This window comes from Bradyrhizobium sp. USDA 4506, from assembly GCF_054058795.1.
On the sequence record NZ_JBSSBM010000002.1, the window covers coordinates 8,594,325 to 8,615,953 of the forward strand.

Consider the following 21,629-nt stretch of genomic DNA (forward strand, 5'->3'; position numbering starts at 1 on the left):
GCGACTTCCAGTCAACACACGCTACGCCTAGACTCAACACGTCGATTGCCGGTTCTGGCGTGGAGCCCGACCAGATGAGCTTGCTATACGCGTCATAGGCGATCGTCGTGCAGGATGCAGGTTACCGCCCGTCCTTGTTGCAAAGTGACCGGCTAGGAGATCTCGCTCTCTCCCATGCGGTGAAGCTCGTGTGACAGTCTCCATACGATTGTGGTCGCGCCGGAAACAAAGCGAGGTTCGAAGACGCCGAGCTACAATTGAGCCCTCAGTTCTAGATGCGAGCGACTCGCCAGGCTGTCCCTGCGCGTTCAACCAGCATCAGCACCCCTGAAAGTAGCCACGGCGCCGCATATGAGTATAATGCAATCGATATATCCAGCCGGATATCATGATGGGACTGGCCATGATGGGACTGCCCATGATGGGCTTACCACAGTCGAGTTCGTTCGGAGGCAGTTATAGGATCTGTGGAAAGCAAAAGATCTGACCTGGTTTCGGGAGCGGCTCGAGCGCAACGCCGGGGCGCCCTTCGCTCAGCCAAATTGCGGCCGATGAAAGAGAAGAATGGTGCCTCCGGGTAGGTTTTCGGCCGTGTAGGGTTCACCATGGATCAAAAAGCGGGTCATCGGGACATCCTGGCTTGGCAGAAGATCCAGGTTATGGAGCATGTCGACCACGACAGGAGAAGCTACCCGGGGGCCGTGCCTCCAGTCATCGCCGAACAACTGTCCCAGTTCAGGCATTTGCGGGGGCGGCTGCTGACCCGATGCCTGTGCGGCAGACGGCAGTAGAAGGTCTGGCGCAAGCGCCGAAGAAGCGTCTGTTCGCAATTCGAACGACATGCGCGGCTCAAACCCTGACGCAAGAGCGCTGTAGCGATCTGGGGGAGCCGTCGGCGTCGTAACGGCAGCGTCACCCAGCAAAGCGAGCCGAGGGTGATGAATGAGTTGAATGTCGTTGGAACCTCCCGGTCCCAACACAGCCGTGTAGCGTTCGCCGCCAATCTGGTAGTTCATGACCGGATATTCAGTGTCAGGCAAGAAGTCCCACTTACCCAATTTGGAGAGCATCATGTCGGGAGCGGGCTGGGTGCGATGGGAAAAATCCTCGGGAACGGCGAACGAAACATCAAAATGTATCGCCGATAGCAGGAGACCTCAGATGGATAAGCTGAACATCATTGCGCCCTTTCGGTCCTAATACCGCCGTATAACGTTCATCACGAATGTCGTAGGTCTTACCGGCTGTGCTGCATCTGGCAACAGACCCCAGCGGCCCAGCTTGGAGAGCATCATATCCGGCGCGGACTGGCTGCCATGGGAGAAATCCTCGCGAACGACCAAGGAAGCATCGAAGCTTTCGCTGTTCGCGGGGGACGGCGGATCAAGTGCGGCCGGAGCCGCGCCGTCCCGATCGATCATCCGTCCAACGTATTCTTCAGAGGCGGGATGGTGCGGCAGCGAGTCGGGTTGCCGGGTTACAGCATCGAAAGGATTCTCTCGGCCGACACTTGGTACGGGCGGGCGGGCGGTTGCGCGCACCATCGGCCAAAGTTCCGGCTCATTGAAACCATCAGCAGGCGCAGAGCCGCCCCGTTCTACTGCGTCGAAAAGCTGTTCCTGAGCGATGCCTTGTCCAGGCGAGCGGGCGGCGGAAGTCGCCCACTGCCACTGTACCGGCACATCAAAGGTCAATGCTGTGAGCAGGCCCTCTCGATCCGCGACCTCGAAAAGCGCTTCCTGAGCAAAACTTTGTACGGGCGAGGGGATGGCGGAACGCATTTGTTCTGGCGCATCGAAGCTGGCACCCGGAAGCATGCTGCTTCGGGCCACAGCGTCGAAAAGCATATCCTGGGCGACACGTTGCACAGGAGAATGAGCGGCTAAACCCATTCCCTGCCAAACCTGCGGAGCATTGAAACCATCGGCTGGCGATGGGGCGCCCCGATCTGCGGAGCTCATCAAAGGCTGCTCATGATCGAAAAGCTGCGCTGGCAAATCCGCGGCCGGGTGAGCCGGTAGACGCAAGGTGCTGCTTGCTTCACCACCCGAATTGTCCTGCCCAGCGATCGCGCGGTAGTCGCTCAGCCTATTCAACGCGTAGATGAGTTTGTTGTCATTCGGAAATAAAGTGTCGGCGTGGCCGAGCAGTGCTTTGTGGCTGAGCTTAACAAGTGACAAAGGGCGCAGTGCTGCTGCTAGCTTCCGAAGACTGCTAGCACAATTTGCGGCATTCTTTTCGGCGATTGCTCGACCAAAGCCTGCCTCAGCGGCCTCTCTGATGAGGCAATCGTCTTCCCTGGACGGACGGTAATGTGTCTTGCGGGGCCGAGCGCTGTCGCTGGGCTCGCGGTACCTGCTAACGATTGCCAATGCGAAGGCGATGACCTTGTCTCCTGGCAGCAGCTTCTTGGAGCAGTCGAGCAACGTATCATCATCGAGCCCGGCAATCGACTGGCCAGACTGCTTCAGCGCCTCAGCCAATTTGCGAAGCCGACGATCATAAATTTCGACGGTGGTCGCATTCGGCGGTGGCCCTCGCTCGAGGGCAGCGAAGGATGCTGCTTGGATGAGGCGATCGTCTTCTTCAGTGATATCGTAAAGCTCACTATGGGGATATGTGGGACCGAGCTGTCGCGCCTCTCCCAAGTGCTGCTCAAACGCCGCTTGCGGCCGTTGCGGCTGTTCCACGGTCGCATCGGACGCGGCGGGCCCTTTATCGGCCGGGTTGATCGTGTTGAATCGGTCCATGGTCAGTCCGTTGGCGTCGCTCCCTCGTTACTCACGTTAGCTTTCCAAAACCTGACGTGGCCGGGCGAAAAGGTGGAATGGTTGGTGGGCGGCATTTGCCTTGCTGCAACATCGCTCCTGCCGCCAAAGAAAGCGCCGGACGAAAGCGCCTTCAACTGAAGACTTGAGCTGCAATGCGTGGTGCTGCTCCACCGACGATCGGATTGTCTTGACCTTCAGATCTCAATCGCGGCGATCACGGCGCAATGATCGCGGCGCCTGGTATGCCATTTAGCGGGTTTTCGATTGGTTGTAGGTCGGCGTGAGGTGACGTATCGCGCACTCCTTCAAATGAACTAGATATCCATTTCGACGGCATGAGAACCGTGAACTGAGCGCATTTGTGTGTTCCTGACGACTCGTAAAAACGTGAGTTTTCAATGAAGCGCATTTCCGCCTTCTGGCCGACTGCCGCGAGAATAGCCGGGAAACGAAGCCATTCGTGTACCACATCGGTTAGACGTGTTCGGTTTCTGACACCGTTGCCGACACGCTGGGCCCGCCGGCGACGTTCTTGAAGGAAAATCAGCAGCCGAGCGCGTTTTGAGTGCTGATGGCACGGCTGTTGCTATTGAGAGACAACGATAGTTTGCGAAGGCCGAGTGCATTCAGAAACGCAGGATCGACCATGCTCTCATTCCTGTAGACCCGGGTGTGCCTGTACAGAGCACCGAGCGTGGGGCAGCTGCCGTACTCGCTCAATAGGCACCGATCGAATGGGTGGCGATGAGGCAGAGCAGCTTCCGAGCGCGCTACAAAATTGGAGAGTTGTAATGACCGCCCCCCTAGCCATATCGACACGGCGCCAAACGACCGATGTGGACGCAATGATCGCCGATCTGCGGTCATGCGAACACCCGCACGATGTGGAAGTGTGCGGTATGCTCTTGCACATTCTCCCCGGCGTGCTGTCGCCACGCCTAAGTCACGCTCCCGACGCCCTGATATCGAAGTGGCACATCGAATCTGGAGCAACAGTGTTAGATCTGGGATGCGGATCGGGTGTGTTGGGACTGGCGGCACTCCGCGCTGGGGCTGAACGCCTGGTGGCTCTCGATATTAATCCGCAGGCCGTTCTCACCACAAAGCTAAACATCGAGCGGTTGGGTTATTCGGAGCACGCAGAAGCGCGCCACAGTGACATTTATTCTGCGCTGCAGCCTAGAGAAAAATTCGATCTTATTCTCTTTGCGGCCCCGTATTGGAACCGAAAAGCAAAGGACGAGCTGGAGCGCTCTTGCTTTGACGAAGATCATAGCGTCATGGCCTCAGCTCTAGGGGGAGCACATATTTGGCTCAATGCCGACGGCCGAATGTATGTCGTCTTTTCTGATCAGGGAGATATTGGGCGCGTCCTGAACCTGATCGATGACAGTAAGCTGCGAGTTAGAAATATGCACATTTTCCGACCATCGATTCATGGAGGGCACATCCGCGTCATCTGGGAGCTCACGCTTCGGTGAAGCCCCTTCCGCTCGTGAATCCTCCCGGACGCATCCGCTGGTCAACCTGTAAAAGTGCCAGTTCAGCACTAGGCGTGTTCGGATCGGCAGTTCGATCACACGCACCAACGAAGGTCGCCGGCCGAGGTTTAATGGGGCCGCAGAACGAGTTCGTCGGATGCAAGGCAATCGCAAATCGCACGGCTTATGGGAGCTGACGGCGCCAGCGCCGCCGTATACCGATCCTCTCGTGGGTGATTTGCAAGCCGATGTCGTTGTGATCGGCGGCGGATACACCGGACTCTCTGCGGCTATTCACCTCGCGAAGGCAGGCGTGCGCGTTATCTTGCTGGAGGCATCCGAAATTGGATTTGGTGGTTCCGGGCGCAACGTCGGGCTCGTCAATGCGGGCATGTGGGTCACGCCCGACACGCTCTCGGCTACACTCGGTCCTCCATTTGGAGAGCGGCTCATCGAAATACTGAGTGGAGGACCGCAGGAGGTTTTTGAACTGATCGAGAGATATGGGATCGACTGCGAAGTTGAGCGCGCAGGGACCTTGCATTGCGCAGTCGGCCACAGGGGCTTGGAGGAAGTCCAGATTCGTGCCGAACAGTGGCAGAAACGCGGTGCTCCGGTCGTGGTGCTTAATGCGGAGGAGACGCGCAGAAAGATTGGCGGTGGCAGCTACACCGCCGCGCTGCTAGACAAGCGCGCCGGTACAATCCAGCCACTGGCCTATGCGCGCGGCTTGGCACGCGTTGCGCTTGCAGCGGGCGCGAGGATATTCGCACAAACTGAGGTCCTCACAGTCAGCGATATGGGGTTGCGCTGGAGGGCTGGGACGGCAATGGGATCCGTATGTGCTGAGTGGGTGATCGTCGCCACCGACGCCTACGGCAAAAAGCCTTGGCCGCAGGTTCAGGGAGAGCAGATCCACCTACCTTACTTCAATTTGGCCACGCGGCCCTTACCAGACCGTCTCAGGACCTCAATCTTGCCCGAACGGCAAGGAGCATGGACTACCAGCGAGGTCCTTTCCTCGTTTCGCTTCGATCGGTCGGGCCGTTTGGTGTTCGGCAGCGTTGGCGCTCTAGAGGGTATCGGCGCGTTGGTTCACCGCGCCTGGGCAATCAGGTCGCTACGGAGGCTGTTTCCGCAGCTCGGCGACCTTGAGTTCGATACCGGCTGGTGCGGGATGATCGGGATGACTTCCGACCATCTGCCGCGCTTTCACAAGCTCGACCGCAACGTGGTCTCTTTCGGTGGTTACAACGGGCGCGGGATTGCACCGGGGACCGTCTTCGGCGGTGTGTTGGCCTCCTACGTCCTCGGCCACCTTGCGGAAAAGGATTTACCACTTCCAGTCACGCCAGTTGAACATCGGCGGTTTCGTGCCGCCCGTGGAGTCCTCTACAGAGCAGGCTCTCAGCTGGTTCACTTCACTGAAGCGCGGCTCTGATCCACCTGGTGTCACTCGTATATCCAAATCCGGCAGGTTTCCCATCAGTTTGGCACGAGGCGAGCGAAATTGACTTTGGTCGTCTGTCGTTCTTCAGAGAATTATCAGTATCCGCCGCTCGCGCGGGCCTGCCCTCACGATTGTTGGTCGGCATCCGTACAGCACTCCAACGTCTGCCGATTGGCAAACTCACACATCCTGCAGAGCAGAAAGCCATCCATTCCGTTCATGCGACCAACGACTTCGCGAAAGACTGGTCCTTCAAAGAGATATTCGTATTCGTCGCGCAAAAGATTGCCCAAGACATGACGCCGCTCAAAATCCATGCAGCACAGAGTAACGTCGCCGTTTGGGAGAAGGACATTGCGGCATTGTTGTTTGCCGATACAGGTCAAAGTTCCGACGACCGGCTGTCGCGGTTTGATGATATTCGGATCAAGACGTCCCCGCCTGCTACTCAGCGGCCGCAGGCGCTCTAGCGTCTTGGTGGGAATGATGTCGGCGAGATCGGGATGGACTTTGCCCAGGACGACGAATCGAATTGAGGGAATGTTCGCCTCGAGCAGTCGGCGCATGACATTGAGATAAGACCTTCCGACGAGGCGACTGTTCATATAAGTTCCGTCGTCAGGAACGTGGACAACGAAAGCCCTGAACTGGAGCATTTGCAAGCGCCGGACGTCACTCCCATTCATTCCGACAAGGGTTGTGAAAATCCGGATGTCATGGCCGCGTGCGTAAGCATGCTCAACCATCCTGGTGCATTCCGGATGCAGCCAAGGCTCCGAGTAGCCGGCGAAACTGATGTCGGTCTCCGTTGGTACGCGTGCCAAACATCGCTGGAAATCTTGAAGACCCAGATGCTTTGCTTGAGACACAGGTCTTTGGCGATCGACGAACTTGTCCTGGGGGCAATAAGAACACCGGACGATGCATCCTGCGGTCGTGGTTATCTCCAATACCCTGCGACCAGGATTGGCGGCGCGTAAGTTTTGTAACACCATGGGATATGCCGTCATTCTGTCTGGTCCTTTCAGGCACGCGGAGCAAGAAATTGCTGTAACGACTTAGCGTTCATTGTGCAGCGTTCGCCGCGCTCTCATGGGTTGCAATTCGCGATCGGCTCATTGACTAAATGCCTTAGATGCAGCTCGCATCTCATGGACGTTGAATTCGACAACACCGCTATGGCGGGCGCAACACGCCTCTTACCTGTCAACTGCCGCTTAGCATGATTGGTGCCAATGATATTCTCGTTTCGTTTTGACGCCGCCGTAAGTTGGGCCCCGCGCCCCTCGCTGGATTGTTCGGTTTCGAGGATCATCCGCCTTAAGATCACACGTGGCGACGAATTGACGTTAGCTTATCCGCAAAATGATGCCTTGCCCGAAAGCTTCGTGCATCTGGCTTTCGATTGGTGCGTCCGACGGATGGTCTTGATTTGGCTTGATACTCTCAAAGCCTCTTGGTTCTTGTCTTTAGCATCCTGAGTGGCAACTCAGGGAGCAAGCCCACTATCACCTTGACATCAGACGAAATATCCCACCCGTACGATTATCACGGCATATGCCTTGGTGATTGTGGGTCGTAACAAAGAGCGGCGCATGGCCAGGGTTGTCGGTCGAGATGTAGTCCTGTGCGTACGGGTTGTCGGCCTGCTCAGATGAAGCACGCCCTTCTGACTGCCACCGCTAAAACGGGGGTGCACCCGTTAGGCTCCCCATTTCGCGCGCGCAACCAGATCGAGCGGCAGGAGCAAACGATGTCGTGGGGTGGCCGAGCGCCATGAGGGACGGACTCGCCACCAACTACCTGCCTTCGTTCAACTCGCGGCAACCAGGTTATGGCTGCGCCCTAATGAGTTCACGTCATGGTCCGTCAGCTGAGCGCTGTTGACAGGACGCTTGAAAGCCCACGGAGACCTTACAGACGGTTACGATCTCATTCTTATACTTCGTCAGATTCCCGAAAGCTAAGCCTCTTAGCAAGAGCGTGTTCATCCGTGTCCGGCGTTAGCCGCTCAGATCCGTAAAAGGAGAATGGCGTGGATCCGTTCAACCACCTCAACCCATTTGAGACCCCAGATGTCGAGCGGGACGGGCTAGAACAGCAGCAGGTGGACCAACCGGGCTTTCAGCAGCACCTGAACGAGGTCAATCTGCGCGAGCGCGAGCCTCAAACTACAACTAGCCTCGGTGTACCCTATATTGTGCCGAACAGAGATGCGGGTTCTTTGGAAATGCCGCACGACGATCGTGTCGGGCAAGGCACCTCGCGGAGGCCCTCGGATTCGTCCGCCTGCTCTGAACAAGGGGTCAATCAGCATATTCTTTTTGTGGCCGATCGCGCTGGCAAGTTGCCGGCCGGCAGTTTCGGTCCGTTGGATTGTTGGCACGACATGGGTTCAGCGGCCACTTGGCCGACGCACAGTGTCGATCAGGAGGAGCATTCGTGGATGGAGGCCGGTGACATGGTGCCGGAGTGGCCAACGACCTCCGAAATTCCTTGGGAGCAAAACCTCGGTGCATCGATCCTCATCCGAGAGCCGGCGCCCGGCGTTGGCGATACTTCAAGAGGAGGCCACCGGCTCACCTCGACCGGAGCGCAATGGACCGAAACGTTGGAGGGCACGTGGGCCTCGGGCTGCGCTAGCGGTCCGACTGACCTTGAAGACCCCGTCCTCAGGCAATTACGGCTTGACCAGATCTTGGGCGCCTGGGCCTGCGAGGAGGGGCAGACGGAAACCGAGGACCGGCAAGAGGCGATAAGACGAATGAGTGCCTGGGTAGAGGGCGGCGACGTCTATGCAGGGCTGGAGCTGTTAAACCTAGGCCTGACGACATTGCCCGGCGTCCTTCCGCCCGGGGTCCAGTCACTCAACGTGAGCCAAAACGAGCTGGCGCGCCTGCCTGACCTCCTCCCGCCCGCACTCCGGACGATCGACGCGAGCGGCAACCGGTTGACCAGTCTGCCCGACACCCTGCCGACGGGACTCCAGTCAATCGCCATTGGCCGCAACAGGCTGGCCAGCCTGCCCGAAACCCTTCCGGAGGGGCTGTTGACACTCGCCGTCGGCAACAACCGGCTGACCAGCCTGCCAGACATGCTGCCGGCCGGCCTCCAGGACCTCGATGTCCGCAGCAATCGGCTGACCAGTCTGCCCAATGCCCTGCCGACCAGACTTCAGTTGCTCGCCGTCGGCGGCAACCGGCTGACCAGCCTACCCGACGCCCTTCCGCCCGAACTCCAAGAGCTCGAAGCCGATGGCAATCGGCTGACCAGACTGCCCGACACTCTCCCCGCCGAGCTCCAGTTGCTGTTCGCGCGCGACAACCACCTGAACAGCCTTCCCGAGACCCTCCCATCTGAACTCCAGAGACTCCACGTCAGCGGCAACCGGCTGACCCGCTTGCCCGAGACCGTCCCAGCCGAGCTCCAAGTGCTGGAGGCACGCGACAATCGGCTGACCAGCCTGCCGGAGGCGCTGCTAACCTGGCTAGGTTCTGGGTGCATGGTCTATGTCGATGATAATCCGCTGTCCGAGCAGGTGCGGACGAATTTGGCGGCAGCCCTGAATACGCCGCGCTATGCCGGCCCGGCGGTCTTCTTCTCAATGGGCGGGGGAACGGCGGCAGATCAGGAAAGGCCATTGGCCGAGGTGGTGGCGGACTGGATGGAGGACGAGCCGGATGCGATCGCCGTCTGGCAGAACTTCGCCGAAGAGGCGGGGGCTCCGGAATACGCACTCTTCCTCGACAGGCTGCTGAAGACCGTCAATTATGGCAATCCCCATTTCCGGCAGGCCGTGGCCGACGATCTGCGGCAGGCGGCGATCAGGCCGCAATTGCGTCAGCAGTATTTTCAGTTGGCCTTCGGCGCGAGCGAGACCTGCCAGGATCGCATCACTCTGACCTGGAACGGCATGCAGACCGCACGTCTGAACGCTGATGTTGAGGACGGGGCCTACGACGACCGGCTCGGCGAGCTCATCCAGCAGGCCCGAGTCCTGTTCCGCCTGGACGCGCTCGAGCCGATTGCCCGTCAGAAGGTCGCCTCGCTCCGGTTCGTCGACGAGATCGAAGTCTATCTCGCCTATCAGGTCAAGCTACGTGATCGGCTTGACCTGCAGCTTATCGCTCCGGACATGCGGTTCTTTGATGTCTCCTACGTCACTGAGCGCGACCTCACCGAGGCCGAGATACAAGTAAGGAATGAGGAGGCGGCGGGCTTCGCCGACTATCTGGCGACTCGCTGGCAACCTTGGGAGACGGTTGTGAGCCGGATCGCCCCCGAAGCGCATGCAGAGATGCGGAACCGGCTCGCCGAGGCATTGGACGAGGAGTTCCGGAGCCGCCTCGACCAACGGCTCGCCGATCATGGCCTGACCGGACATAGCGATGCCGAGTTGCAGTTCGGAGCCCTCATTCGCGAGGAGATCGCCCACGAGATCAAAGGCGCTCTGACGCGCCAAGTGCTCGGGGACCACGCACTTGAGCTGTGAAGCGGCCGTCCAATTGCGAGGACGAATCTGCCGGCGCCGTGCCTTTTGCCGCCCGGGAGATTTTCTCGCTTCCGCTCGACGCGCTTCAGCGCATGTCAGATCGCGCTATCGATCAAGCTTGTCATCGCGTTTCACCAAGCAACCGGGATCAGTCAAAGAGAAAGCGTGATGGCTTGCCCGGAGCGAAAGCTGCGCCCTGTTCTTTCAATAGCCCAACCGCCGGAACATCTCCGACACGCAATGCAGAAAGACCCGCCGGTGGTTCCTTCTCCAGAGCCATCGTGAAAGGAATGATTTCCAAAATCAATGGGCCCCCTACCAGACATGGTAGGGGGCAGCCCGCTGCACTTTGGAATATTCTGGTCCAGCGATGACCTACTCGTACAACCAAAACGCTGGAGCAAGCTTGAGAACCGGGGCAAGCGCAAAACCATGGATCGCGACCAATGGATCCGTAAATTCTCAAGAGAGAAAAATCCGCGGAGGCGATCATGAAAACGCGATTGGCGGACTGTAGAGCCGGCGATGCGTATGCTATCTCGTTGAGCAATCTGGATGTAAGCGAAGCCAGGCGCTTTCAAGATGATAGCATATGGGGTTGCTTTGAGCGGCTACGAGGGGAAGACCCCGTTCACTACTGCCAGGACAGCCCCTACGGTCCATATTGGTCCGTAACGAAATACCGCGATATTGTGGAGGTAGATACTAATCACAAAACATTCTCGTCGGAGGAGGGTGTCACCATTGTCGACGTGCCTGACAAGCACTGGACTCAGAGTTTTATCAAGATGGGCCCTCCTAAGCATCGCGAGCAGCGTGATACTGTAAGTCCGATCGTCGCGCCGGAAAACCTTTCGAAGCTCGAAAGCTTGATCCGCCGTCGCGTCAGGACGATTCTGGACGGCTTGCCGCGCAACGATGACTTCAATTGGGTGGATATGGTCTCCATCGAGCTGACGACGCAGATGCTTGCTACGCTGTTCGACTTTCCATTTGAGGATCGGAGGCTCTTGACCTACTGGTCGGACGTAGCTGTTGCAATTCCGAAAACTGGCCAGCCCATCGACAACTGGGAGAAGCGAAGTGCGATCTTGTCCGAGTGCTTGGCGTTTTTCACGCGGCTTTGGAACGAGCGCATCAATGCCGAGCCGCGTCTCGACCTGATTTCCATGATGGCGCACTCGCCTGCGACACGCCATATGGAGCCGAATGAGTTTCTCGGCAATCTAATTCTGCTGATCGTGGGTGGGAACGATACCACGCGCAATTCGATTACCGGAGGCCTCCTATTCATGAACCAGCACCCCTCCGAGCTGCAAAAGCTACGTGATAATCCAAAGCTGGTCTCGAGCGCGGTGTCCGAGATAATTCGATATCAAACACCCATTTCACATATGCGGCGCAACGCCGCGGCGGATATCGTCGTAGGTGGGAAACAAATCAGGAAGGGCGACAAGGTCGTCATGTGGTACATCTCTGGTAACCGGGACGAAGAGGTCATCGAGAGCGCCAACAGATTCGTGATCGACCGCAAGAACGTTCGGCAGCATCTTTCGTTCGGATTCGGAATTCATCGCTGCGTTGGGCGACATCTTGCCGAGCTGCAGCTGAAAATCCTCTGGGAAGAAATCTTGAATGCGCGGTTGGAGATCAAAGTTGTCGGCGAACCCGAGCGAATTGCGTCCAATTTTGTGCACGGCTATTCCGCGCTCCCCGTGCAGATTGCAGCTTAGGCCGTGACGACTTAGGAGCCGCCAGCAGCACTGTTTCGTCCCCTGTTTGACCACTCTTGTCGCTGCACATTACCGAAAGCGGTTGGTCGGCGTGAGGAACGTCCGCATCTCGGGAACTGGGCGGCATTCAGCAGGCGTTGAACGCCTGCGAGGGGCGATGAGCGGTGGTGCCCCGGCCGAGGGCTTTTGCATTTCCAGCTGTCTAAGGCAGCCCAGAGATGGATACCAGTCCTTGGAAGTCCCCCTTTGACCTAGCGTTTTCGACATGTCAGGCGATGAGTTTAACATTGAAGATTGTAGCGGTGGGAGCGATTTTCTTTGGAGAAGCGCTTTCAATAATCGCAGAGTTGATTGCCTCAAAGCAGTTTGGAAAAGCCGGCGGGGACCTGACAACACTCTTGCCGATGTTCCTGCTGATATCCGTGGGCGGCATCCTTCTCGTCTTCGGATATGCACTGGGATACATGCATCTTGAGAATATATGGATAATCATCGCGATATCGGTGGGAGCCATTTTAGTGGTGGAACCAATTCTCACGATTCTGCTGTTTGGAGATGTGCCGACGACAGGTTCGCTGATCGGATTGGTGCTCGGTGCGCTTGGCACGCTCGCTGCGATATTTTTATGAGCGTATTCTAAGTGCGCTTAAATGGGCGGCACCTTCAGGCGAGATCCTGTTTGAAAAGGAGTTGCGCAACATCGGTTCTGCTCAATTCGAACGTGAGAATAAGATGTTGTTTTGACGGGCGTTCCACACTTAGCCAGGATCCGCGCGTTGTTGGATTGGCGACTCTTCGAAGACCAGCATCCCCTTCCCGGTTAGTAAGACGCTTGCTGCTACCGAAGGTCTGCAAATCGCATCCTCCGGTACTTCCTTCGTCACAATCCTCGATTCCGTTCCACGGTGTGGGCCATGCTCGTGACAGCTTCAGTATCCGGGATGGCCTTTGGCAAGACTGTTCCATAGACAAAGCTGCCGCCATCGGCCGAGTTATTAAGGGATCGCCGTCACGGTGGAGACAGGCGCAGCCTGGCAGCGCACATTTCCTTGGTAATCACGCGAGGCAGCGCCAGCCGCGGCCACGCGCTGCAACTGACTATCCCGCACGTGATGGGGCCATCGCGTATTGCTGCATCTAGCGCCACAACAGCTTCCAATGAAATTGGAACTCGGGTGACTCGGGTTTTCTTTGTGCCCGGGAGCAGTCCTTCGTCAGCCAATCGTCAGCCAGGCGGTCTATCCAGCGAGGCTGCGCATTGTTGACTGTATGGGAGATGGAACATGACGGGCATTGGCCGACCTGGCGAACCGCACGTTGGGACTGCAGGAGCCGACAGGGCGTCGGGATCGAGCAGTTCGCAGTCCAGTATTATCCCTGCGGAAGGCGGCCGAGTTTTCGATTCTGTCGTGGAGCGGTTGCGCGCTGCGCCTGAAGATCGAATGGCGATGCTCGCGAGCCTGCCGTCAGGTTCGGGTGTGGCAGTCCCCATTTCCTCAGGCGGTGAGGGGATCAACGCAGCGAAGCGAAAAATGGACAACCTACTTGAGGAATTTAATGCTTGCCGCAGTGCGGCCATGCACGCTCAGAACTCGTCGGAGGCGCAAGGGCTGATCGATCAGGTTGTCAAAGCGGGCGCAGCAGTACTGGGCTACTACGCGAGCCTGCCCCCAGATGTGGCGCGCAGCATTCAGTCCGACGATCGGGCTCGCCGGGTTCGTGACGAGACGCTCGATGCGGGGGACCAATGCAACGCGCTGGCCGCACCGACTATCTACGCCCTGGAGCAGAGTAGGAAAAATGCAGGAAAGATACTCGAGCGGATGCGCCAATCCAATGCTCCGCCCGACCAACTGATCCGAGTGGCTTCTAGTGCGGCGAAACACTATTTGGCCTGCACGGAGTGGTGGGAAAAGAAGGCGTTGCGCTTGGAACGGATGCAGTCCGTCTGCGCAGTCACTGCCAACTTGCCAAGTGCAACGGCCGAAATGCGACAGGCCGAACAGGCGACACTACGGCTGCACACCGGCTGGGCACTGTATACGAAGTGCGTGCATCTACAATCGCAGGGCGCTCTCGCGCGGGTCAAGATTGAGTCGCAGGCGAGCACGCTGGACCCGGCCGTCAGGCAAATCCTCTTGGATGAGAACGGTCGGGCGCGTCTACTCGGAACCTTCATGGAGGATGTTGTTCCGGCGTTCCTCTCGACTGGCGATGCTGTTCTAAACAGCAAAGGACGGCCCCTCGACGCAGAGCACTGCGCCGTTCTTGAAGGCGTCATGGAGCGGCTATCGGAATTTGCGTCAGGGTTGCCCGACATCGTTGCCAAGCTAAGGAATGAGGGAGCAGGTCCCGAGCTTCCGTTGGAACTATTGGATCAGATCGTGGAGGGCGCGTGGGTCACCGCGCATGAGGTCATGCGCCTCCTGGCAGTGCAGCCGAAGACGCCAGCCATGATTGCAACACCGGCCGAGGCTGTCCCTGCGATACCGGCCAACACGATCGGCGGGGCTGTAGTAGCCGAAGGCACCTCAGCGCGCAGGAAGGGGAAAGGCAAGCGCACGCAGGCCGCAGGCGCGGGGAGTTCGGCGGCCGGGCAGCCCGATCAGCAGTCCGCTAGACCCGACGCCGATAGGGCGCCAGCAGCCAAGGTTATCGTGCTCTCGGATCTGGGCACGAAGAAACTCGCGAGCGCGGAGGAGGCGCGCGCCAGGGCGGCATCGTCGGCGACGGGACACTTGGCGATATGGCAGGCTCCGCCATCGAAGGAGGCACTGACGCGCCTGCTCGAGCGATTGGACGAACTTTTGCAATTCGATCTGCGCAGTCAGCAAAGGGCCATCTCGCAAGCGCGCCACATGAAACCCGAAGATGCCGGCCACGTCGTGGACACCGTCGTCGGACGCCTACAGAGCCACGCCGCCGAGATTGAGGCCTGTGTAGCCGCGCTGGAAGAACCTCGTCGACGCGGCCTATTCGCGCCTGCGCAACTACCCGAAGTGCACGGCAAAATAGTCCGACTCAAGGCGATTTTGTCCGAGGTGCAGGGGCAGGCAAACGCTTTAAAGGGGCAAAGGGCCGCGATCAAGATGAATTGCATGAAGACCTACGCCTTCCCCTCGCAGAATTACCTTGAACAGATGCAGGCGGCCGAGGAGTTGGTGGCTCCCTTGGAGCCACCGCGCGCGTTGAAGGGCGAGCCAGGGACGCTGTTCGAGGTCAAGCTGCAGCCGAAGGGACTTGGCAATCGTGCAATGCCAAGTCCAATGTGGGTGCACATCCATACGAAGTGGCCGGTCCATGCGTGGCAGCTGCCGACATTGGATGACGCCGAGTTCGCCGCTTGCCACGTGAAATCCAATGAACAGCGCGGCTACAATCGTCTCTGGCAGAACGCTCGAGCTGAAATGGGCCACGAAGACGTCGTTATCCACCGCGGCAAGCTCACGCCGGCGTTCTGCAAATCCTTGTTAGGCACCGCTTTTAGCGCCTACCCACGGTATCCTTTTGCCGAGGCAGAGCACGGGTCGACGCAGGCCACTCGATATGGGACTTAGTTAGTGTCTGTTGGCAGATTGCCGCTTGTGGTGGCGGCATGCCTTTGAATTTGACACCGCGGGTCCGCTGAACCGCGCCGAGGCCCAGCAGGCTCCAGTTCCTGAGAAGATGGCTGCGGGAAGAGAACACGCTCCTTATCTACCACAGGCTCGCCGGCGTGCGATCCGTTTTCCTTCACGGGGCGAGCGAGTCCACCACGTGGTGCTTCGACCGGATGCGACGAAGATCGGCGCCATGACAAGCGGCTCCACGTGTGCGTCAGGTCGGAGGACCATGTGCCGACGGCGCTCCGTCCGGGTCATCGCGCTCGGCGTGAAAGGCCTGTAAGTCGCCCGCGAACTGGTGGGCAAAGCTCCGGCGGGATCTTGGGTTAGGATGATTGAGATATCCGGAGCATAAGCATCCCGAGCCGGTTTGACGAATCGAATCGGCGATGCACAATGAGGTTGCCTATCCATTTGCTACTCTCGGATCAGGCGACGATGGCCCCAGCATCCCGGCTTCCACGGCCCCCAGAAGGTGCTGGGGCTTTTCGTTTTTTAGCCTTCACCAGGCCTAGCTCGTTCCCGTCTTGCAGGATCGTCATCCAAATATTCGAGCCGCTATTGTTTTTCGCACCGCCAATATCCGGCGGGCGACGCTTTATCGGAAAAGCATAGCTTGACTGATCTTCTCGATTAAGATCGGGCTATCCTGAACAGTCTCAAAGGCTCGAGCCTGTTCCGCGTGTCTTGCAAAACGGTCCTTTCCGGCGGCCGCCCAGCGGAGGTCTTCTTCCAGTTTACGCATTGCTCGCTATCGCTCTCCCGGCCACCAAGTCTATGGCGGCTTGAAAGGGGCCGACTAGTTGTGGCCGCCTTGGTCCCCTTGTTTCGGACGCTCAGTGGACGAGAGCCGCTGTAGCGGCGCCATTTGCGGCCGGGTCTGGTCGATTACCTCCTCTTCTTCCTCTCTCTCATCAGAACGCTGCTGGCGCCTCTTCACGATGAGGCCGACCAGCAATAGTATGAAGCCAGCAGCAATCATGAAAACTGCGATAACTTTTTCCCATTCGAAGGCCGAAGCACTCATGGTTGCATGACCACCATTCCATTTTCCGAATTAGCCAGAAACGCCTCTGCGAAGTTGATCTCCTCTCCCAATCCAGCCGCGAGCTTCACGCGGAAATGAGGGAGTAACTCGTGCTTCGGCCTCCAGCTGGGTCCTTGACGAGGATACCTTAATCCACCAGACCCTGAATCCCGCAGAGCGGCATCGGGCGAGAACTTCTCAATCGCCGCCCACTTCGTCGATGTCAATTGCCTTCGAAGCCATCCAATAGCTGGTTCAGCATATCGCGCTGCCGTTCGTTGATCGCGGCCATGGCATGCCGCGTCCGGAAGTACCGCTTTTCTAAACACGGTTGCGAAAAGGTTTCGGCCCCGCTGAAGGCGCGCCCGAGGCAGCCCAGGAACCACTCAAGCCATTGCGTGACGTCGAGGTCTCCCTTCTGGGTGGTCTCCAGCATGTCATAGTAGATTTTCCGCTCGCTGCGTATCCGGGCAAACATGCTGTAGAAGCGAAGCGGAATTCCTTCAGAGCGGGCAAGCGGCATATCGGCAATGGCGCGCGTGATGCGTCCATTGTCGCCTTCAAAGGGATGGATCGTCACGAACCACAGATGTGCGCAGCCGATCATCACCTTCATGGCCGACGCCGTCACCGGCACCGTCGAGGAACTCATTCGAACCCGCCACGCATCGGAATTGTCCGAATTCTGGCGGGAGCGCCGCAAATTCCGCAAGGGATCGACGGCGGCGCGCGCTCTCGACGAATTTCATCACTATCCGGTTGTGACAGCCAAGCGGCTCGCAGAGCTCCTTGAGATCAGTCCTCCGCAAGCTCATCAAGCGATTAATCAATTGGAGGACGCCCGCATCCTCAAGAAGCGAACCGGCTATGCGCGAAATCGTGTGTAAATAGCTTCCGAGGCGCTCAGTCTCATCAACCGCCCCTTCGGCGAAGAGCCCATTCTTCCCGAGCAATTCGATCCGCGCGAAATTTCGGATCGGAAGATCCCAATCGACCGTGAATGACAATTGCGCCGCCCCGGGAGCCCAGCGAGACCGCAAATCAGCGAACCTCTCGGGGGGCCTCGGCATCGGCATCCCCAGAGCGCCGCCGGATCTAGGATCCCGGACGAACCGTGTCGTCGCGCCAAGAGCTCCTCCTTTGCGTGACCGCGATCGACGCAGCTCGACGTAACCAGTATGCCGCGTGACGCTTCGGCTCCGATCCAGCGACTAACCAGCGACCGCGAAACCCTTAGCGCTCAGATGATGGTCCATCGGATGCCTTTCTCGTCCTCTTTGCAACGGGGCAAAGGTCTATGCGTCGGTCAAATTCCGCAGTCCGGGCAAGTTCATTGGCCTTGTGATTGACACATTGGCGCCCGGATAGCTCGAGGTCGGCGGCACTGCAGTCATCGCAGATTGCTGCCGGCGGGCCGGTTACTCACGTCTTCCGAAACGGTCACAGTAGCTCCGCTTCCCCACGCGTCATACGCCTAGCGCTCTATCAGCCCCATCAGAATGGCTTTGGCGCGCATTGAAACCGCTATGTAGTGCTGTGCGGCTTTTATGGACCTATAGCGCCCCGGATCATTCTGAGCGATGTTAGGATCAGATAGCAGGCGCTGAAGTCGCTTCCGCCGCCATGCCTGCACGCGGCGAAGGCGCGGCAGGATCGCCGATTGCTCTTCAACGCTGATCCGTTTCTCGATCGTCAATTCGGCCTCCTCTGAAGGTTGTAAGCTTAGCTTGACTCGCGAAGCCGAGGGAAGAGCTCCCCGGGATGCTACGGGATCAGCTGCGATCAATGGGTTCAAAATCTTCGATAGTACGCTTGCGGCCATCAATGATGCCCGGGTTGCTTAGCGGTGGCATTTGCGCGGCGCCGGATCGCGAGACGTGAGAAGGATGACCACAATTGCAATGGATGATCTCGAACGCGGACTTCAAAAACTGGCATCGGATTGGCTCAGAAAAGAGGAGCCGCTTTCAGCTTTCAAGGCGTTCCGGAAGCGGGCAATTGCTCGTTTCGGAGAAGACGCGAGATCACTACTGGAACGAACCCTCGCCCAAGCACAGCGGGATGCCCTCAAGGATTCTGCGCGTCACTCAAGCCCAACGCACAACAGCGAAAGGCCCGGGTTGATTCTTCATTCGATTGATGTGCTCAACGGAAGTAGATGCGGATCACGTGCCGCGCCATGCCAAGCGCTGAAGCGGAGGCAAGTCACTAAGCCGCTCCTCTATTCGCGAGAAAAGGAGCGCGCCTCGATTGGTGAGGCATGTGAACTGCGTACACGCCTATATTTTATGCCAGTACGAGGCGTCTTCCAGCTTCGCTGCTCTTGAGTCCGATGCCTTGGAATCCCAGGATTCCATGCTTTCCTGCACCGTTAGTTGGCAAGCGATCTCGCCGTTGTGCCGAGCGCGCCGGTAGAAGGTCTCGATTTTGGAAGGGGTACGTCATTGGTGGGTGTGCCAGCACCCAAAACAAGGCTGCTGGCGCGATCTACTCGTTCTTGGCAAAGCTGAGCTAGGGTCAGTTGATCCAATAGATGACGATGGCGGCGAGGTACACGGCAACCAAGAATTCTCTCGCAAGTTTGTCGTAGCGAATTGAAACGGCCAGGAAATCCTTGAGCCGGCAAAGCAGCGCTCCATGACATTGCGTTCTCCGTAGGCGCGTTTGCTGAAGCTGTCGAGGGGCAGTCCGTTAGATGTGTTTGGAATGATAGGTTTCGCACCGCGATGGATGGGGCGCCCGGCAACGGTGATGACTACCGCATCTAGTAGGTTTGTCGTTGTCCGGCCTGAGCTAGTGGTTAGAGCCTTTTTGATAGACACGCCTCGCGCACCAAAGTAAGCGCCGGGACAGGAGAAACTCGATGAAACTGGCCGCGCCGCGCCGCATTTCTCTCGCGCTGATCCTGTTTGCCTGCGGCGTAATGGGGAGCGCACGGGCCGACGATCCGCCGCCATCCGCCCAGGTCACGACGCCGGCCAGCCAGAAGGGTGGCGCCGGCCAAACGTCGAGTATGCCGTCGGCGGCCGATCGGCATCGCTTGCCGCCGGACTCAAGCACCAGACACTCGCTTGAGCTTCCTGGGCGGACGCTTTCTTTCGTCGCGACCGCCGGCTCCATCCGCCTGTTCGACGACAAGGGCGAGCCGCAGGCCGACATCGTCTATACGTCCTATCAGCTTGACGGTACCGATCGCGGCACGCGCCCGGTAACATTCTTCTTCAACGGCGGACCCGGCTCATCATCGGCCTGGCTGCAGCTCGGCAATGCCGGACCGTGGCGGCTGCCGATCAATGCTGACGAGGTCACGCCATCGACGTTTCCGGAGGTGAGACCAAACGCGGAAACTTGGCTCGATTTTACCGATCTGGTGTTTCTCGACCCCGCAGGTACCGGCTATAGCCGTTTCGCGGGGAGCGGTGATGATGCGCGCAAGCGGCTCTATTCCGTTGAGGGCGACGTCAACGCGCTCGCGCTGGTGGTCCGCCGCTGGCTCGAAAAGCATGACCGGCTGTTGTCGCCAAAGTACATCGCGGGCGAAAGCTATGGCGGCATTCGCGGGCCAAAGGTTGTCCACCAATTGCAGATGCGGCAGGGCATAGGCGTCAAGGGCCTGATCATGGTCTCGCCGCTGTTCGACTACAGCCAGTTTTCGCGCACGAGCCTGCTGCAATATGTAGCTAGGCTGCCAAGCTATGTCGCGACTCTGCGTGAAGCCGAGGGTCCGGTAAACCGAACCGATCTCGCCGACGTGGAAGCTTATGCACGCGGCGAGTTTCTGGTCGATCTCATCAAGGGCCAGGCGGACAAGGAAGCGACTACGCGTCTGGCCGACAAGGCCGCGGCACTGACCGGCATCGACCAAGCGGTCAGTCGTAGGCTCGCCGGCCGTTTCGAACTCGCCGAGTTCCGCCGTGAGTTCGACCGTAAGAACGGCAGGTTAGTCGGCAACTATGATGCCTCGGTGCGTGGCCTCGATCCATATCCGGAGTCTGATTTCCACCTTTCCGGCGATCCCTCGAGCGATACGCTGTTGGCGCCTCTGACCAGCGCCACAGTCGATCTTCTTACGCGCAAGCTTAACTGGCGGCCGGACGGCTCCTATGAGCTGCTCAACGGCACGGTAGGGCAGGCATGGGATTTCGGCCGCGGCCCCCCGGAGTCTCTTTCGGAGCTGCGCCAGATCCTGGCAACGGACCGGAAGATGAAATTGCTGGTCGCGCACGGCCTTTTTGACCTCGTCACGCCTTATTTCGGATCACAGATCGTGCTCGATCAGTTGCCGCCGTTTGCTTCCACACCGCGCGTCAAACTTGTGGTCTTTCCGGGCGGCCACATGTTCTATTCACGAGACGCCTCGCGCCAAGCTTTTCGTGCAGAAGCCGAAGCGATGATGAAGTAACGCCGACGACGAGCTCGGTCACAAGCAAAGGTGGCGTTCGTACAGTATCATAAAATCTCAACGAGTGCAGATGAAATCTCGCTCCGATCTGTGCGAGACCCGGCTAGCCGCATCGTGATTCGAAGCGATTAAGCGGGAGCTTGTTTGATGACTTGATTGATCCAATAGGAGACCATAAGGGGTGAGGCGGACAGTAGAATAGTGGCGTTTAGGTTTTTAAGCGCCAGGGAATGAGCGCATCGATGAGTGATTGGCTAGCCCTACGATCCGGCCGGGAGGGTATGTGAGCCAGGCGTGCGGGTCGACGTCATTCATCTTTGCGGTTCGCGGAAGCGCAAGCGCGTAGGTCACGTAGGTTACTGCACGTCGCGGATAGTTTTCGATTGTCAGATAATCTCCTGGTGACTTGTCCGGGAGTTCATGAGAGCGAACATATGCCTGATACTTGCAACTTCGGAGTTATCAGGCGGCAGCTCGGCAGGGCGCCAATGAGGGCGTGAGGCTGGCAGCCTGCTTTGGTCATCTTCAGGGCCAAGGCCAGGGCGTCCAGCACGGGCCGGCCAAACTACCGTCCTTGGCGCGACCAAGACATCCGGGGTCGCCGATAATCTGCTCCATCTCGGGGGTGGGCCAGTAAAGCTGCGGGGCATCGTCGGACGTAGAGCGGATGG

General features: G+C 58.5%; 16 protein-coding genes and 1 pseudogene. 9 read left to right on the top strand and 8 right to left on the bottom strand.

Features of this window, described 5'->3' with window-relative positions; translation table 11 throughout:
• Window positions 1-533: 533 nt before the first annotated feature.
• Together ACVIHF_RS42630 and ACVIHF_RS42635 are read right to left on the bottom strand one after the other, a co-directional pair.
• Window positions 534-1,016, bottom strand: coding sequence for a hypothetical protein (locus tag ACVIHF_RS42630; protein WP_456793894.1), 483 nt, complete (start codon window positions 1,014-1,016; stop codon window positions 534-536).
• Between the two features lie 180 nt (window positions 1,017-1,196).
• Window positions 1,197-2,483: a hypothetical protein gene (locus ACVIHF_RS42635; protein WP_456793895.1), complete on the bottom strand. Its 1,287-nt coding sequence runs from the start codon at window positions 2,481-2,483 to the stop codon at window positions 1,197-1,199.
• Between the two features lie 81 nt (window positions 2,484-2,564).
• Here ACVIHF_RS42635 and ACVIHF_RS42640 point away from each other — a divergent pair, with 81 nt between their 5' ends.
• The 3 genes from ACVIHF_RS42640 (at window position 2,565) to ACVIHF_RS42650 (ending at window position 5,693) form a co-directional block, all read left to right on the top strand.
• Window positions 2,565-2,909 (top strand): hypothetical protein, encoded by a 345-nt coding sequence (locus ACVIHF_RS42640; protein WP_456793896.1) that lies wholly within the window; start codon window positions 2,565-2,567, stop codon window positions 2,907-2,909.
• A 653-nt stretch (window positions 2,910-3,562) separates the two neighbouring features.
• Window positions 3,563-4,252, top strand: a complete 690-nt coding sequence (locus ACVIHF_RS42645) for a methyltransferase (RefSeq protein ID WP_456793897.1) — start codon at window positions 3,563-3,565, stop codon at window positions 4,250-4,252.
• A gap of 157 nt (window positions 4,253-4,409) precedes the next feature.
• The gene (locus ACVIHF_RS42650) at window positions 4,410-5,693 is read left to right on the top strand and encodes an NAD(P)/FAD-dependent oxidoreductase (protein ID WP_456793898.1); all 1,284 of its coding nucleotides are present in this window, start codon (window positions 4,410-4,412) and stop codon (window positions 5,691-5,693) included.
• A gap of 134 nt (window positions 5,694-5,827) precedes the next feature.
• Here the strand turns inward: ACVIHF_RS42650 and ACVIHF_RS42655 are convergent, their stop codons facing one another.
• Window positions 5,828-6,712: an SPASM domain-containing protein gene (locus tag ACVIHF_RS42655; protein WP_456793899.1), complete on the bottom strand. Its 885-nt coding sequence runs from the start codon at window positions 6,710-6,712 to the stop codon at window positions 5,828-5,830.
• Window positions 6,713-7,737: 1,025 nt separating this feature from the next.
• Between ACVIHF_RS42655 and ACVIHF_RS42660 the strand changes: the two genes are divergently transcribed.
• A complete protein-coding gene (locus tag ACVIHF_RS42660; RefSeq protein WP_456793900.1) occupies window positions 7,738-10,194 on the top strand; it encodes an NEL-type E3 ubiquitin ligase domain-containing protein in 2,457 nt (818 codons plus the stop codon).
• 148 nt (window positions 10,195-10,342) lie between these two features.
• On the opposite strand, the gene ACVIHF_RS42665 is transcribed toward ACVIHF_RS42660, so the two are convergent.
• The gene (locus tag ACVIHF_RS42665; RefSeq protein WP_456793901.1) at window positions 10,343-10,501 is read right to left on the bottom strand and encodes a hypothetical protein; all 159 of its coding nucleotides are present in this window, start codon (window positions 10,499-10,501) and stop codon (window positions 10,343-10,345) included.
• A 184-nt stretch (window positions 10,502-10,685) separates the two neighbouring features.
• Between ACVIHF_RS42665 and ACVIHF_RS42670 the strand changes: the two genes are divergently transcribed.
• The 3 genes from ACVIHF_RS42670 to ACVIHF_RS42680 all read left to right on the top strand — a co-directional run bounded on the left by ACVIHF_RS42670 (window position 10,686) and on the right by ACVIHF_RS42680 (window position 15,484).
• The gene (locus ACVIHF_RS42670; RefSeq protein ID WP_456793902.1) at window positions 10,686-11,927 is read left to right on the top strand and encodes a cytochrome P450; all 1,242 of its coding nucleotides are present in this window, start codon (window positions 10,686-10,688) and stop codon (window positions 11,925-11,927) included.
• A gap of 218 nt (window positions 11,928-12,145) precedes the next feature.
• On the top strand, window positions 12,146-12,556 hold the full coding sequence (locus tag ACVIHF_RS42675) for a hypothetical protein (protein ID WP_456793903.1): 411 nt from the start codon (window positions 12,146-12,148) through the stop codon (window positions 12,554-12,556).
• Between the two features lie 654 nt (window positions 12,557-13,210).
• Window positions 13,211-15,484, top strand: a complete 2,274-nt coding sequence (locus ACVIHF_RS42680) for a hypothetical protein (RefSeq protein ID WP_456793905.1) — start codon at window positions 13,211-13,213, stop codon at window positions 15,482-15,484.
• Window positions 15,485-16,328: 844 nt separating this feature from the next.
• Here ACVIHF_RS42680 and ACVIHF_RS42685 read toward each other — a convergent pair.
• On the bottom strand, window positions 16,329-16,556 hold the full coding sequence (locus tag ACVIHF_RS42685; protein ID WP_456793907.1) for a hypothetical protein: 228 nt from the start codon (window positions 16,554-16,556) through the stop codon (window positions 16,329-16,331).
• Window positions 16,557-16,779: 223 nt separating this feature from the next.
• Window positions 16,780-17,172 carry a Fic family protein gene (locus ACVIHF_RS42690; RefSeq protein ID WP_456793909.1) on the bottom strand — a complete coding sequence of 131 codons (393 nt, stop codon included), beginning with the start codon at window positions 17,170-17,172 and terminating at the stop codon, window positions 16,780-16,782.
• Here ACVIHF_RS42690 and ACVIHF_RS42695 point away from each other — a divergent pair.
• Entirely contained in the window at window positions 17,171-17,443 is a 273-nt protein-coding gene (locus ACVIHF_RS42695; protein WP_456793910.1) for a hypothetical protein, read from the top strand. The genes ACVIHF_RS42690 and ACVIHF_RS42695 overlap by 2 nt on opposite strands.
• Before the next feature lie 587 nt (window positions 17,444-18,030).
• Here the strand turns inward: ACVIHF_RS42695 and ACVIHF_RS42700 are convergent.
• Together ACVIHF_RS42700 and ACVIHF_RS42705 are read right to left on the bottom strand one after the other, a co-directional pair.
• Window positions 18,031-18,252, bottom strand: a complete 222-nt coding sequence (locus ACVIHF_RS42700; protein ID WP_456793911.1) for a hypothetical protein — start codon at window positions 18,250-18,252, stop codon at window positions 18,031-18,033.
• Window positions 18,253-19,073: 821 nt separating this feature from the next.
• Window positions 19,074-19,297, bottom strand: a pseudogene (locus ACVIHF_RS42705) (IS5/IS1182 family transposase); the annotation flags it as partial.
• Window positions 19,298-19,419: 122 nt separating this feature from the next.
• Here ACVIHF_RS42705 and ACVIHF_RS42710 point away from each other — a divergent pair.
• Entirely contained in the window at window positions 19,420-20,958 is a 1,539-nt protein-coding gene (locus tag ACVIHF_RS42710) for a S10 family peptidase (RefSeq protein ID WP_456793912.1), read from the top strand.
• The last annotated feature ends 671 nt before the right edge of the window (window positions 20,959-21,629 follow it).